This window comes from Viridibacillus sp. KH_047 (genome assembly GCF_057838945.1).
On the sequence record NZ_CM174479.1, the window covers coordinates 1,978,537 to 1,993,107 of the forward strand.

13 protein-coding genes and 1 pseudogene are annotated in these 14,571 nt (G+C 36.6%); 11 read left to right on the plus strand and 3 right to left on the minus strand.

Annotated elements, in window-relative coordinates; genetic code table 11:
• Positions 1-234: 234 nt before the first annotated feature.
• The 6 genes and pseudogenes from AC3IS5_RS09890 (at position 235) to AC3IS5_RS09915 (ending at position 4,606) form a co-directional block, all read left to right on the plus strand.
• Positions 235-420: a hypothetical protein gene (locus tag AC3IS5_RS09890; protein WP_489427953.1), complete on the plus strand. Its 186-nt coding sequence runs from the start codon at positions 235-237 to the stop codon at positions 418-420.
• A gap of 581 nt (positions 421-1,001) precedes the next feature.
• Complete coding sequence (locus AC3IS5_RS09895) at positions 1,002-1,334, plus strand: ArsR/SmtB family transcription factor (protein ID WP_489427653.1); 333 nt, start codon at positions 1,002-1,004, stop codon at positions 1,332-1,334.
• A complete protein-coding gene (locus AC3IS5_RS09900; RefSeq protein WP_489427654.1) occupies positions 1,334-2,344 on the plus strand; it encodes a medium chain dehydrogenase/reductase family protein in 1,011 nt (336 codons plus the stop codon). Before AC3IS5_RS09895 ends, AC3IS5_RS09900 begins: the two co-directional genes overlap by 1 nt.
• A 188-nt stretch (positions 2,345-2,532) precedes the next feature.
• On the plus strand, positions 2,533-3,261 hold the full coding sequence (locus AC3IS5_RS09905; protein ID WP_489427655.1) for a tyrosine-type recombinase/integrase: 729 nt from the start codon (positions 2,533-2,535) through the stop codon (positions 3,259-3,261).
• Positions 3,167-3,463, plus strand: a pseudogene (locus AC3IS5_RS09910) (transposase); the annotation flags it as partial. The gene AC3IS5_RS09905 and the pseudogene AC3IS5_RS09910, both read left to right, overlap by 95 nt.
• A gap of 750 nt (positions 3,464-4,213) precedes the next feature.
• Entirely contained in the window at positions 4,214-4,606 is a 393-nt protein-coding gene (locus AC3IS5_RS09915) for a hypothetical protein (RefSeq protein ID WP_489427656.1), read from the plus strand.
• A 674-nt stretch (positions 4,607-5,280) separates the two neighbouring features.
• Here AC3IS5_RS09915 and AC3IS5_RS09920 read toward each other — a convergent pair.
• Complete coding sequence (locus AC3IS5_RS09920; protein ID WP_489427657.1) at positions 5,281-6,456, minus strand: sensor histidine kinase; 1,176 nt, start codon at positions 6,454-6,456, stop codon at positions 5,281-5,283.
• Positions 6,449-7,138, minus strand: coding sequence for a response regulator transcription factor (locus AC3IS5_RS09925; RefSeq protein ID WP_489427658.1), 690 nt, complete (start codon positions 7,136-7,138; stop codon positions 6,449-6,451). The genes AC3IS5_RS09920 and AC3IS5_RS09925 overlap by 8 nt, the downstream gene beginning before the upstream one ends.
• Positions 7,139-7,353: 215 nt before the next feature.
• On the opposite strand from AC3IS5_RS09925, the gene AC3IS5_RS09930 reads away from it, so the two are divergent.
• The 3 genes from AC3IS5_RS09930 to AC3IS5_RS09940 all read left to right on the plus strand — a co-directional run bounded on the left by AC3IS5_RS09930 (position 7,354) and on the right by AC3IS5_RS09940 (position 11,656).
• Positions 7,354-9,297: an ATP-binding cassette domain-containing protein gene (locus tag AC3IS5_RS09930; RefSeq protein WP_489427659.1), complete on the plus strand. Its 1,944-nt coding sequence runs from the start codon at positions 7,354-7,356 to the stop codon at positions 9,295-9,297.
• On the plus strand, positions 9,297-11,093 hold the full coding sequence (locus AC3IS5_RS09935; RefSeq protein WP_489427660.1) for an ABC transporter ATP-binding protein/permease: 1,797 nt from the start codon (positions 9,297-9,299) through the stop codon (positions 11,091-11,093). The genes AC3IS5_RS09930 and AC3IS5_RS09935 overlap by 1 nt, the downstream gene beginning before the upstream one ends.
• Before the next feature lie 83 nt (positions 11,094-11,176).
• A complete protein-coding gene (locus AC3IS5_RS09940; RefSeq protein ID WP_489427661.1) occupies positions 11,177-11,656 on the plus strand; it encodes a hypothetical protein in 480 nt (159 codons plus the stop codon).
• Between the two features lie 495 nt (positions 11,657-12,151).
• Here AC3IS5_RS09940 and AC3IS5_RS09945 read toward each other — a convergent pair whose 3' ends face one another.
• Positions 12,152-13,387, minus strand: coding sequence for an IS110 family RNA-guided transposase (locus AC3IS5_RS09945; RefSeq protein ID WP_489425426.1), 1,236 nt, complete (start codon positions 13,385-13,387; stop codon positions 12,152-12,154).
• Positions 13,388-14,028: 641 nt separating this feature from the next.
• Here AC3IS5_RS09945 and AC3IS5_RS09950 point away from each other — a divergent pair.
• Both AC3IS5_RS09950 and AC3IS5_RS09955 read left to right on the plus strand, forming a co-directional pair.
• The gene (locus AC3IS5_RS09950) at positions 14,029-14,187 is read left to right on the plus strand and encodes a hypothetical protein (protein WP_489427662.1); all 159 of its coding nucleotides are present in this window, start codon (positions 14,029-14,031) and stop codon (positions 14,185-14,187) included.
• A 221-nt stretch (positions 14,188-14,408) separates the two neighbouring features.
• Positions 14,409-14,570, plus strand: coding sequence for a sensor histidine kinase (locus AC3IS5_RS09955; protein WP_489427285.1), 162 nt, complete (start codon positions 14,409-14,411; stop codon positions 14,568-14,570).
• Position 14,571: the final 1 nt, after the last annotated feature.

The following is a 14,571-nucleotide window of genomic DNA, read 5'->3' on the forward strand; positions in this document are numbered from 1 at the left end:
GGGTACAGTTTATATTACTGGTTGACCTTTTTTTTATAGGATTTAATATATCAGTAGCTAGGGTAGGACGTACGGGTGCGTGGACATTGATCCCGTCAGCTAAACTGTCCACCCCCTACTTGTAGAAACATGTTTGAGGCTGGTTGGGACCTAGATCTCGTATAACAAGGGAAGCTATGACACTACAAGAAGGATTAGGGGTACTGGCTAGTAAAAATAAGAGGAGGAATAGAAATGAATCCAGTAGTTGGCCTGGATGTGGCAAAAGGAGAGAGCCAAGTTCAGGCATTCTTAGATAAATCAAAACCGTTTGGAAAGAGCTTTTCGGTGAAGCATACCAGAGAGGAATTACATGGCTTTATTGGATTCTTAAAAGAGATTGAAGAGATGACAGGACAAATTCGAATCGTATTGCTATAAATCTTATTGTATCAAAGATACGGGGCATTAGCTCAGCTGGGAGAGTGTCACGCCGGCAGTGATGAGGTCAGGGGTTCGATCCCCCTAGGCTCCATCAAATAAAAAATTCAAACCACGTCCATTGGACGTGGTTTTCTGTTTATTATGGTGGATTGCCCAGGGGGCGAACCACGGGGTTCGGTCCGCGCGGACGTAATGAAGTGAAAAGGCTTCGGAGAAATACTTCTAATGGAGAAGCACGACGTCTGATTCTACCGCTAAAAAAGTCCTCGCTGAGTTAGCTTCGTCAGCCATTAGTTCAAAGATTCGGACATCCCAAGATGGGAAGACGAGCATGTGCGAGTTGTATCCCCCTAGGCTCCGTAACTTAAAAAGCCTTTAAGCACAAGAACTTCTGAGTGTTTAAAGGCTTTTTTGCATAATGAAATTATGCTCAATAACTGTTTATGATCACTTGATGACGCTAGTGTGACAATATCGCAGCACAACAGCTAACAATGTTTCTATTGCATTCTAAATAGATGTGGAATAACATATCATTATTATTACGTGTTTAAAAATTTAAACATAAGGCGAGTTTCATGAAGCATCATAATTGCGACAACAAACTGATCCGAAATAAGTTCACCCAAAGCACCATGATATTCCAAGCGTTGGGAGACGTGAACCGCCGACAAATTATCTCTCTTCTTATTGAACTGACAAGTTTGAACGTAACGCAAATCACCGAACGAATGGAGACTTCCCGACCTGCCATATCCCATCACTTAAAGATTTTACGGCAAGCCCATCTTCTCGATTGTGTCCGCAAAGGCAAAGAGCGATTTTATGGCTTGAGCTCCAGTATACCTGATGCCCTGCAAGTTATTAAGAGCCTAATAGAAGCAATAGAATCTCAAAGGAGTGAAGCTTGATGTTGAGCAACAGACGCATCGTGTTCGACCGATATGGCGGCCCTGAAGTCCTTCATATGCTGAAAGAAGACATTCCCGCGCCTAAATCCAATGAAGTCTTGGTCCAGGTTCTCGTAACAGGGGTTGCTCATGGTGACATTATGATTAGAAAGGGTGTCCTGGCACCCCCTTTTCAGAAGCTTCCAGTGACGCCTGGCTTTGAAATCGTCGGGGTTGTAAAAGAAGTTGGAAGTGGTGTTACCTCGGTGCGCGCAGACCAGCTTGTAGCTGCATTAATCGTCATCGGAGGTTACTCGGAATATATTTGCATCAAGCACGATGAATTGGTTCCGCTGCCTGAAGGCATAAAGCCGGAAGAGGCCGCTTGTATCGTGCTTAATTATGCGACAGCCTATCAAATGCTTCATCGGTATGCGAAGGTGCAGAAGGGTGAAAAAGTATTGGTTCACGGCGCTGCAGGAGGTGTTGGAACAGCTTTACTGCAGCTCGGCAAACTCTCCGATTTGGAGATGCTCGGTACGGCATCTCAGTCCCGGCACCCCTTCATTTCCAGTCTGCATGCCACGCCTATCGACTATAGGAACACAGATTTTGTAGAGGAAATCCGATTACGATTTCCGAAAGGTATCGATGCTGTATTCGACCCAATAGGCGGCAACAATTATAAAAGATCCTACCAAGTATTGCGTAAAGGCGGACGGCTGCTCGGATACGGATTTCAAAATGCGGAATCCAAACCTTATGTTCTATCAAGTCTCATGCGACTGATGTCTTATAAATTAGTGCCAGATGGCAAGCGAAGCATTTTTTACAGCATTGCCGTCACTAGAAAGTCAAAACGCGTTTGGCTTAAAGAAGATTTGAACATTTTATTTCAGCTTCTAGATAAAGGAGCTATTCAACCTGTTATACAGCAGATATTCTCTTTATCCGACGCTAAGGCCGCTCACGAACTCTTCGAATTAGGTGGGGGCACGGGAAAAATTTTATTGTCTTGTCGCTCGCAATAAGCAGGGTAGTGTAATGGACATATGTGGGAGAACGTATCGCTGGCAGTGCAAAAATACGGGTTCAATTCCCGTAGGCTCCATTCCTTGACTTATCAAATTTCAAATGTGTTCAACTCAATTCTTGAGCGACACACAACGAACACTTCCGCATCTGTTAAATTACAGAATGGTGGAGGTGTTTTTTTATCGTGGAATATTTCGATAAGCAACCAGAAATTGCTGAAAGGAAACCGCAAAAGAGGGTAGCAGAAAAAGCAATTAAAAAGGAATCAGTCAAAGTAATATTTGAGAAATTCCTCGAGGCGAAGCAAAAACAAAATTTAAGAACTAACACATTGAATCAGCATGTGGGATTGTTCAAAAGCATAACGATATTTCACGAAACGAGAAGTGAAAAACCATTTTACCTTACAGATATCACGACAGAATTTATATCTGATTGGGTTCATTGGATGAAAAATGAAGCAATTCGATATGATGGACACGCTTATATACCAGAACACGCTCAAACGGTTGGTATGTCAGACTCAACTATTGAAGGTCGACTTAAATATTTAAAGACATTTACAAATTGGTTGTCGAAAGAAGAAATAATCAAACAAGATCCATTTAAAAAGTTCGAAGGATTCAAAGAAGACAGCGTTGAAATTGATATCTTGACCCGTTGTGAATTGGATAATCTGTTGAAAGTAGTGAAATCACATTCCAATAAATCCTTTAAGAATTTCCGTGACTATTGTTTATTACATTTACTCATTGATTCCATGTTGCGTATAACGGAATGCTTGTTGATTAGCCCGAATTATATTGACGATGTGAACAGAACTATCATTATTCAGTCAGGCAATGCTAAATCACGCAAATCCAGGAGTAGATCCCAGAGTTTGCTCATCAGGAAAGTTCACTGCAACAACTAATCGTATTACTAAAAGAGGTTCAAGCAGATTGCGTCATGCCTTATATCTAGCAGTATTATGCGGAATAAGAAGTTCAAGAAACAAAAAGCTTAAAGAATTCAATGATAAGAAAAGGTCAGAAGGAAAGCCCGCCAAAGTAGCGATTGTAGCCTGTATTAATAAACTACTTCATTGGATTTATGCATTATTAAACAGAAAATAATCTTTCCTTGATATAGCTTAATTAACGGTTTTAATTAAAATAGAGAAAAACTTCCAAAAGGTTTTTGGAGAGCTGTTTGGCATGCTGAAAATAGTATAACATAGGGTTAATAAGAATTTTAGAGAAAAGTATTGACATCCTATTAGCTGGTTTAGTTGAATAAGAAAATAAATAAAGGACCATACATATTAGACATATCTAAAATGTGTGGTCCTTTTATTATCAACTCTTTTGACTTCTAACCTAAATATAACATTGGTTATACCCATATATGCACGATGCTGATAAGGACGGTACGGTAGGTGAGTAAGCCCCTAGAACTTGAGGCAAAATAAATGAATGAAAGAACATTTTCCTCGTTGGACGATTTATAACAATTTGCAAATGGGTGTCTATACAGGAAAATTTGTACCGTGAAAATATAACTTTTTTTCACTAACGGGTGCTTAGTTAAACAAGACCATCATTTTTTACGATGGTCTATTTTTTTATCTAAAACATCAAGTGGACCTCAGAAATCCATTGTGAAATGTTACACTTAAACTAACGGGGCAGTTTAGTTCAATAATGATATTAAAGGAAAACTAAATAAATAAATAGAATATTCACTATATTTCTTAACAAGGATTTAACATAGATAGTTATATACTGGTAACATCAAATAGAAAGGATACAGGCAATTAGATTCAATTGTAATATTATGGCATCTATCGTATGGTAGAGGGTAAAATATTCTAGGAGGAATTTAATATGAAGAAACCATTAAAAATTGCTACACTTATGCTAGGGTTATCTGTTGTTGCAGGATCTGCATATGCTGCGAGCAACAACGACATGTGGGAAACTACTAAATCCAGTGAACCTGTTACCTTAGAAGAAATGGCTAAAGAAAAAGGGGTCACGAAAGATGAACTAATTGTTCAGCATGAAAAAGAAGCAAAGCTAACAGAAGGTGTTGAACCAACTTCGAGTACCGAAGCAGCGGAAGCCTCAAAATCCAGTGAACCTGTCAACTTAGAAGAAATGGCTAAAGAAAAAGGGGTCACGTTAGATGAACTGATTGCTCAGCTTGAAAAAGAAGGAAAGCTGACAAAAGCTGTTGACACAACAGAGGCCCAGCAAGGAGAAACAAACAATAAGTAATATATAGTAACTGGAGCTGTCACAAAAGTAAACTTCTGCTAAGAGGAGATTTTGTGACAGCTCTGTTGTTATGTAAAGTCGAATTGTATGGGACTGTATAAGGTTTTATGGATTTTTTTGAAAAGATTGTTACTATTCAACTAATGGGGCAGGTTAGTTGAAGTAGAATTTATATCATTGCGTATTCAATATCCTTATAATGTAGATAAAAAAGTAGGTGTGGTAATCAATTGTTTTCGTGGAGGATAACCAAATATAACCCTAAAAACAGAGATGAAAGAGGTTCCTATCCTGACGACAAAGAATGGACTTGTTTTTCTGAGGTAGGAACTAAAGTAAGTGAAGAAGGTTATTTGAGAACAGAATTTGATTACATAAACGCCATCTGAAGCGATAAAAAAGTAGCTGTAACAAAGTAAATTGGTTATACTAGATGGATTTTGTATAATCAATTTATTTCCTTGTGAAAAATAAATAAATGAAATATCTAGTACTTTATAAGTAAATGCCAAATAGCGCCCACGTGTTTTTCCGTGGGCGTTTTGTTATATGGTTTTAGAAGTTTTATTTGGAGCAAGGCTTTCACATAGTAACGACTTCATTAGATGATGAGTTGAATTTTGCGCTTACACATATATTGTTGGAATGTAATAAAAATAGATTGACGATGGCTCTTAATCAAGTACATTTTTTTGTGAATACCCTATATTTAAGATTACATTAAAGCAAGTTCCGTTACTTTCATTGTCGGACACGGTAATCGTACCGTTATGCTTTTTGATAATGCTGTCAACAGTGGAAAGACCTAAGCCGGTACCACCCAGTTGACGGGAGCGTGATTTGTCAACACGATAAAAAGGTTCGAATATTTTCTTTTTGTATTCGTCCGCAATGCCAATGCCTGTATCTTTAATTTTGATCGAAACCTGTTCCTTACTTAATCTGTTTACAATAACTTCAACTGTGCCACCGTCAATATTGTACTTAATTCCGTTTTCCACAAGGTTGTAAAAAGCACGATACAATAAGTCTATGTTTCCAAAAACAACGCTATTATCACAATCTAAGGTCAATGTAATATTCTTTTCTTTAGCCATGTGTGAAAGCTCGGAAATAATATCCGTAAAAATATCCTTTACGCAAATGCTGCTTTGCTCAACATTATCGTCCATATTCGTCATATCTAAAAGGCTAACTACGAGTCCTCTCAAGCGTTTTGTCTGCTTTTCAATAACGTAAATAAGAGCATCATATTCCTCGGTTGTATGTATTTTTTTCTTTTTAAATACATCAACTTTTGTTTGTAACACAGCAAGAGGTGTTCTAAGCTCGTGGGCGGCACTTGCGGAAAATCGTCGTTGCATCATAAAAGAATCATTCAACTTATCCGTCATTTCATTAAATGTACCAGTAAGCTCTGCAATTTCATCTTTTGTAGGTGGCACGGATAATGTTTCAGATAAATTATGCACATTTATGTTTTTTACTTGTTCATTTAGCGTATTAAGAGGCTTTAATGCCTTCCCCGAAAGATAGTAGGTTAAAAATCCCCCACTACCAATAACTAAAAGCATATAAATAATACTTTCAATTCTAAAATCAATTTTTGCTTTTTGGGAAGCCTCTGATGAAACGGAAGAGGCCATGCTGGTCGAAGTTGCTGGAGTGCTTTCATCAATCCATCCTTCTTTGTCGCCCTCTAGTGCAGGGTATAGAGCATTTTCATCAATTATTGTAGCCATTTTAATAGCAGAAAAATTTAATATTAAGGTAAGTCCTACACAACAAACAGTCAAGAGAGCAACAGTCATAACGGTAAGTCGTAATCGAATTGGCATATTTTTAAGCATTTTCACTATCACTCTTTTCTGATAAAAAGTAACCTTCCCCAATTTTCGTTCCAATGGGGTCATAGTTTAAAACAGCTTTTAGCTTCTTTCTGAGAGTTGCAATATGAACCCGAATAGCACCACTAAAGCTATCTGCATGCTGATCCCAAACATGTTCAATCAGTTCTTCTTGGCTAACCACTCTGTCTTTGTTAAGCAAAAGATATTCAAACAATGCAAATTCTTTTTTTGTGAGTGCTATTTCACTCTCGTTAACAACTGCAATACGTTTTGATAAATCCACCTTAATTTCCTCGAATGAAAGCATACTACTTTCTTGAACAAACTTTCGCCTTAACAAATTTCGTATTCTTGCCTCTAATTCGGCAAAATCAAATGGCTTCGCCAAATAATCATTTGCTCCTATGTCTAAGCCTTTCACTTTGTCATTAACACTACTTCTTGCGCTGAGAATAAGTACCTTTAATTCAGGCTTTTCATCTCGTATCTTTTCTAAAACCTCTAGCCCATCCATTTTTGGGAGGTTTAAGTCAAGTACAACCAAATCGTAATTTACTTCATATAAAAGCTCGTAAGCATCTTCACCGTTGTCACAGGTATCAACTGCATAACCATCTATTCTAAGCCCATCAGCAATAGCTTCCTGCAAATCAAGCTCGTCTTCTACAATAAGTATTCTCATTCCAGAATCACCTCTTTTGCTATTGTACAGTAAGTATGTGTTAAATCTCTGTTAAGCATTTAATTCACTACAAAGAAAACCACTTAACAGAGATTTAACATCGTTTTTTATATAATGGTGACACAAGTTTAGGAGGTATAAAAAATGTATGTTCTAAATAGCGTAATTAAAAATATTAAATAAATAAAAACTAATATAGTAGATAGGAGAAAAAAATGTTTGAAATTAAGAACGTAACCAAAAAATATAACGGCGAATCAGCTTTGGAAAATATTTCGTTCTCAATGGGAAAAGGACTGAATTTTATCGTTGGTGCTTCGGGTAGTGGTAAAACGACTCTTTTGAAAATCATAAGCGGTATGGAACAAGATTTCGATGGTGAGGTTACCTATTGCGGCAAGAATATTAAAGAATTAACCTCTAGTGAAAAAAGCTATTTTTACAACAATACCTTTGGATTTGTTTGGCAGGATTTTAATTTGCTCGAAGATTTATCGGTTTTAGACAATGTGTTGTTACCACAGTATTTAAAAAATAAACAAAATCATAAGAACGCAAATAAGATTTTAAAAGAACTCAAAATATTTGACCTTGCACATCGAAAAGTGAACTCTCTTTCGGGCGGTCAAAAACAGCGTGTTGCCATTGCAAGAGAGCTCATGAAAAACCCAGAGGTTATTATCGCTGACGAGCCAACAAGTGCATTGGATGAAAAAACCTCTGAAACAACAATGGATATTTTGAAATCTATTTCTAAAAACAGGACAGTTATCGTTGTAACCCACGATGTCAACTTAATTGACAGTGACTCAAATGTTATAGATTTAGATGAGGGAGAATTTGTAGCATTACCGCAAAATAATGTAACGAAAACAGAAAAACTCACATACGATGAAAGTCATCGCTTATCGATTAAAAACGCTTTTGCAATGACCAAATCGAATGTTAAAAGTAAATTTGGCCGATTTTTAGTATCAGCTCTTTCTCTAATGATTGCAGGTATCCTTTTGCTTACAACTGTAAGTGGGACAATCGCGAGCAGCGGTCAAGGTGATATTGACAAACTGCTTGGTACTTATGGCGACGCACTTAAAGATATTAGTATAGTTGGCAGCTTTACCAGTGCAGTAGGCACAGGCGATAATCAGGAGGAAAAGCCGAATGCAGATGTAACACAGGATATTGGTGGTTTATATGATCAATATGTAGGCGATGAACGCGTTGATTTTGCCACTTTTTTAGAAGCGTTTGATAATATAAAAGTAACTGTTGGCGGGAAAGAATATCCAATACAAGGAACAGGTAATGTTCCGTCAATCAATAAGTTGATAGCAGGAAATATGCCTACAGGTAAAGACAACGAGGTTGTTGTTCCAGAAAGTTTTGTTAAAACATTGGGCATAACAAACGAGCAAGCAATCGGCAAAGAAATTGATTTTAGCAGCGAAATTTACAATTGGGACACAGGTGCGCCTGTTTTAAAAGACGCATCCATTACAGCAAAAATAGTAGGTGTTGCTGATAATACTATCTATATGGAACTTGAAGGTAATATGGAAGAATTTACAATCAGTGACTCTTTCTTCTTCAGCAAAACTGCACTTGATGATTTGAGAAGACAAGCAGGAATTGAAAATAAGGAAACGGATTTTCTTATTCGAGCGAAGACACCAGCTGATATGATTGCCATTAAAGACGAGCTTAACGAACAAGGCATTGTACCTCTTGGTCAATTTGAACTTGTTGAGGATATTGTTAGATTAAATGACCAAACAACCGAACAGTCAGGCTCAGCAAGTATGTTCATAGGGATTTTGGCTGTCGTTATGGTTATGGCTATTTCCTTTATCACAGGTTTTATGAGAAAAAGAGAATTTGCAATTTACAAAGTCAGCGGCTTTAATAATGCTCATTTTAGTCTGCTTAACTTGACGGAAAAGCTAACAGAAATCATGGCAGCAATTCTGTTAATGCTAGTTACATCACCCCTTATCAATATAGCTACTAAAGGCTTGTTCAGCGCAAGTATTTTAAGTTCTAAGATGTTGATTTCGGGCGTGCTATTTATTGCTTTAGTAGGCGTTGGGGCTTACGTTACAACGGCTATTGCCTTTATAATGACCAAGACAACAACAGCATTGAAGACAGGTGACAGATAGTGATACAGATAAACAACCTTACAAAACGATATGATCATTCAGTTATTTTGGAAGATACAAGTTTTAACTTTCCAAGCCAAGGACTTGTTTGCCTTTTAGGTGCATCAGGTTCCGGTAAAAGCACGCTGCTTAATATGGTTGCAGGCTTTGACAGTGGTTACAGCGGTGATATTACGGTTTGTGGTACTTCTATCAGCAAAATGAATGCCGATGAATTGTGTGCGTACCGCAGAGAAAATATCGGGTTTATCTTTCAAAACTACCATCTTTTAAGAGGGTATACCGTTCTTGAAAACATCTTGCTTTCTTGTGAGTTAAATACAGCAAGTGAAGAGGAAAATAGAGAAAATGCCAAAGAGCTGCTAAATAAACTGGGATTATCACAAAAGACTGATGAAAAAATCGAAAATCTATCGGGCGGTCAAAAGCAACGAGTTGCTATTGCAAGGGCGTTGATTAGTAATCCTCGTATCATCTTGGCGGATGAGCCGACAGGAGCATTAGACCGTAAGAACTCTAATGAAATTATGGAGCTTTTAAAAGAAATTTCAAAAGACCGTTTGGTGATTGTGATTACGCATGACCAAAAGATTTGTGGTTTTGCAGATAAAGTCATTCATATTGAGAAAGGAAAAATTGTTACAAAAGATATCGAGTCCCATACAGAAATTGCTAGTGATCATGCGCTCAGTTTAAATAACGTGATCAAAATATCTGCGTTCAAGCGAGGGCTTAAGAACTTCAAAGTGAATATTACACGCTATATGGCTGTCAGTTTGGCAATTTCCATCGGTATCCTTGTATTTATGTTGTCATTATCTTCAGGGAATATAATGGACAAGAATATTTCGGATTTTCAAGATAAAAACACTGCCTTTAACAACGGTTATATTAAAGGTAAGGATGCTGGAACAGTTATTGAATTGTTGAAATCCGATGAGCGTATCGAAAATGTGTATTACCAATACAAAATAACGGATGTTACTTTAAGGATAGGCGATAAAACTGAAGATTTAGCAGAAAAATATCCAATGGCAAAGGCTACTGAAAAGATGTCATATGGTGCTATGCCCAAAACAGGTAAAAAGGAAATAGCATTTAGTCCAAGCCTCGCTAAAAAATTTGAAAATGATATTAGTAGTTTGATTGGTAAAGAAGTTACCTTAAATTATGGAGATAAAGAATACACGCTTACGATAAGCGGCATCTTTAACGCAGACTACGATGATTTCTTTGTAAGCTCCGATATCGAACAGGAATTTTACCAAAATGTGAAAAACAAAAAAAACTACTCAATCAGTTATGATGTAAAGAACTTTGAAGATATTGTGCCAGTCAGTCAAATGCTTGCTAACAAAAAAATCGACAGTAAAACTGCAGCCGAAGAAGTAGAAGTTTTGCAAAATACATTTAACAATCTTAGCCGTTTGTTCTTGATCGTTTCTATTTTAATCTTAGCAATTGGTTTGTTTATCAGTTCCGTATTACTGATCAAACTGCAAAATTCAAGATACAAGGAAATAGGGCTGCTGTCCGCTTTGGGATATAACAAAGGAACAATACGGAAAATGATTGTCAGCGAAAATTTACTTTTAGCAACAATGTCAGCTGTTTCTCAAGCTGCCCTTATTGGCTGTACGTATTTAGTCGTCATGATTTTCAATTTGGCCATGATCATCACCCCATTACAAATCTTACTATCAATACTTTCCACAGGTATTGTTGTAATTGTAATAAGCATGATAGCAAGCCACAAGTTAATCTCTACAGAGCCTGCAGTAGCATTGAGAAAGTAATGTATTTTATTTAATAAAAATGGGAAGGGGAAAATGTAATGAAAAAAATGATATCGTTAGTACTAATAGGATTGATGGCTAGTATGTTAGTAGGGTGTTTAGATAAATCAACAGACGTAAATGATAAAAAGGAATCTGGGCAGACTAATAACTTTCAAAAAGAAGAGAACGAAGACGATAAAAATAGTCAAAACAATAATGAGGAAGATTGGTACGGAGGAGGAGATCTTGATGATAGAGTAGATGACAGTGACTTGTCTAAAGAAGAACAGGCTTTAAACAGAGAACTTGGGAAACTTGATGATGGACGTTATGAAATTGAAGTCGTTTATCCTTATGAAGATCGTGTACGTTTTAATGTCTTATATCGTTTTGTAGATAAAGACAAACAAGTCAAAGATGGTGTTGGACAGGTATCAGAAGCTGGAAAGATGCCTGAAAATGATGATGATGCAATTACTCTTAAACTGGATGACAAACTACAAGGCAAAAATATTACTCATCGTCACGGAATATATATTGTAGAGGTTACAGATGGTGTCATTGTTTCAGTGTCGAACTAGATAAGGATTTAGAATCTAGCTTACTGTATTATAGAGTGAGGTTAAATATTATCTTAAATATATTATGATGAAATTTTTTAGCTTTACTTGATTAGAACATAATTAACAGAATGCGAACATCCTTCAAAAGGTATACTTTTTGAAAGATGATTGTTTCTAGATATTTTACGTTTCAAATCCACAACAAAATATAATTCAGAATATTTCAGATTATTAAGTTTGTTTAGTAAGGATTAAGATAGGTTGATTTTAAACGATTTGTTATTGAAACTGCTATAAAAGAAAAAAATAGTCAACTAGGTTTCTCTGGCTGATCTTATAATACGAAACCTGCTAATAGTTTGTGAGGAATTACACTTAAACTAAACCAGCTAATAGAAAGTCAAGTAAAATATTTTTAATCGAAAAACACTTCATGTTATACTAAAAATGCACAACACAAATAACCCTCCTCATTAATGTGGAAGGTTTTTGTTCTATTTGAAAATACTGTAGCTAAATAGTTACTTGGAACGGTGTTTTCGTTTTTAAAATCGCATAAATCCAGTGTAAAAGCTTATTAGCACAAGCAATAATAGCTACTTTATACGGCTTACCTTCTTCGCGTTTTAAATCGTAGAAGGCTCGTAATCGTTTATTTCGTGCAATGGTTTCATCTGTTGTTTTCTTTTTACGGCTATCTCGAATTGAACAACGAACGGCTGTGTAAAGCATGTGGCGAAGTCTAGCTGAGCCGCGTTTGGTAATGTGATTTTTCGTGCCTTTAAAGCGACCTGATTCGAACACACTTGGGTCTAGTCCCGCAAAGGCTACTAACTTTTTCGGATGATTAAACCGCTCAATTTCCCCAATTTCTGAAAGTATCGTGGCTGCGATTTTTTCACCTATACCGGGAAGTGACTGGATTAATTCATATTCTTCGAGTTGTGCCGCCAATTGATCAATCTCACGCTCTAACGTAGAAAGTTGTTGGCGGTACGCTTGAAGTAAATCAATATACATATTCAGACTGACAAGAAGGCTTTGATAAAGCGTTGACTGAAATGGGTTACGTTCTGCAGCTGCGATTAATCGCTCAGCTCTTTCGTACGCCCACTTATACGAACGTGCTTTACAATGCTTATCAATAAATTGTGCAATCTCTTCTACACTTGTATTTAGTACTGATTCAGATGTAGGGAAGGACTGTAAAGTCCTTAATGAAATCTCAGCGTATAAATCACCAAAAACTCCTTTATACTCAGGGAAAACTTGATCTAATATAGCTTGGAATTGTAGCTTTGTTTGAACCATAATTCCCGTCATATTTTCGTGTTGCCTTGTCAGATGCCTAAGGTTTAAAAGCTGAATACCACGCTTTTTCTGAGGCTCTAAATCCTCTTTGTAATACAGTTCACCTAAGTGATAGGCATCAATGGCATCTGTTTTAGTTTTTCGTAAACTAGAGCTTTTCGCTCGATATGAAACGAGCGGATTGACGATAATGACAATGTATTCTCTAGTTTCTAAAAACTGTACAACTGAGGCATGATAATGGCCAGTTGATTCCAAAACAACAGGTGGTTTTAATCCTGTTTGACGCTCTAAATCTAGTAAATAAGAGTGTAACTCTTCAAGTCCTTCCACCGTATGTTCAATCTTCACACTGTTTTTATAGGGCATTTTTTTATCCAAGAACATTTGAACCTGACTTTCACCTTTGGCGACATCCAGACCAACTACTGGATTCATAGTTTATCTCCTCCTCATGTAGTGTATTGACCGGTAACCTCTATCTAGCTTGTTATTCATATCTTCGCTTGTTATACGGGATCACTATGTCCCAACCAGCCTAATCATGTGTTAACAAGTAGAGGGCGAACTGTTTAGTTGTCGGGATTAAATCCCACGGGTGCTTCCGTTCTACTCCGGCTACTATCAATCTATAAATTGAATAAAAAATAGTCAACCAGATTTCTCTGGCTGACCTTATAATACGAACGGGGTGCTTTACTTCAATAAGGTGTGGAGCATTTTTTTGAACTAACGAGGCAGGTTAGTTCAATAATGTTGTTGAAGTTAATAGGAAAAAGATTCTTTAGCAGGTTACCAAAAACTAATTCATATTTTAGAAACAAGAAAAAACCATTTTGATAAGTTATTTATCAAGATGGTTTTTTAATTTTCATTATATAATTAAAAGTCAACGTTTTTACGACGTTGATCCATATTAGTTAATATTTTTTGACTGTCTGTATTCGCCATATTTGTGTAAAGAGAAGTCGTTTTAATATCATTATGACCAAGTTGGTCACGAAGCAAAATTTTAACTTAATATTTTTAATTGAAGACAATGTGCCTAAACTCATGTATATCAATGGTTTAGACGCTTTTTGTTTTTTTGTAATGACACTGAAAGTGTTATTTACGAAACTACAATCACACTTACAGGGGTTGCTCTTGGCAAAATTAAAGCAGCTGACGTAACGGTTGCGGGTGTTGAAGTGGTTTCATTAACGCCTTCTGCTGACTTGAAAACTAAGAAAGTATGATAAAAATCATCTATCCTATATATATTTCTTAGGGATGAGATGATTTTTATTTGGATATGTAAGTAAATCACGATAAAGATTGTGAAAAAATGTACTTAAACTAACGGGGAAGTTTAGTTTAAGAGTGAATTATCCCCTATATTAAAGAATAATATTATTGAAAGAAGCCAAGAGGCCATAAGATTGAACAAACAAAAGAAGAAAAGAATAAACTAGAGAGAATGGGGAAAAAGCACTGTGATGCACGTTCATTAACGGAAGAAGATTTTCACCGCATGTTTGACCGATTTTATACTGCCAATCAATCTCGTTCGGGTAAAAGTACCGAATTAGGCTTGTCGATTGTGAAGACCTTAATGGAAAAAATGAATGGACAATTATAGG

Bases quoted from the DNA above. Each gene is read 5' to 3' on its own strand.
- AC3IS5_RS09890 (WP_489427953.1), top strand. From the start codon at position 235: ATGAATCCAGTAGTTGGCCTGGATGTGGCAAAAGGAGAGAGCCAAGTT.
- AC3IS5_RS09895 (WP_489427653.1), top strand. From the start codon at position 1,002: ATGAAGCATCATAATTGCGACAACAAACTGATCCGAAATAAGTTCACC.
- AC3IS5_RS09900 (WP_489427654.1), top strand. From the start codon at position 1,334: ATGTTGAGCAACAGACGCATCGTGTTCGACCGATATGGCGGCCCTGAA.
- AC3IS5_RS09915 (WP_489427656.1), top strand. From the start codon at position 4,214: ATGAAGAAACCATTAAAAATTGCTACACTTATGCTAGGGTTATCTGTT.
- AC3IS5_RS09920 (WP_489427657.1), bottom strand. From the start codon at position 6,456: ATGCTTAAAAATATGCCAATTCGATTACGACTTACCGTTATGACTGTT.
- AC3IS5_RS09925 (WP_489427658.1), bottom strand. From the start codon at position 7,138: ATGAGAATACTTATTGTAGAAGACGAGCTTGATTTGCAGGAAGCTATT.
- AC3IS5_RS09930 (WP_489427659.1), top strand. From the start codon at position 7,354: ATGTTTGAAATTAAGAACGTAACCAAAAAATATAACGGCGAATCAGCT.
- AC3IS5_RS09940 (WP_489427661.1), top strand. From the start codon at position 11,177: ATGTTAGTAGGGTGTTTAGATAAATCAACAGACGTAAATGATAAAAAG.
- AC3IS5_RS09945 (WP_489425426.1), bottom strand. From the start codon at position 13,387: ATGAATCCAGTAGTTGGTCTGGATGTCGCCAAAGGTGAAAGTCAGGTT.
- AC3IS5_RS09955 (WP_489427285.1), top strand. From the start codon at position 14,409: ATGGGGAAAAAGCACTGTGATGCACGTTCATTAACGGAAGAAGATTTT.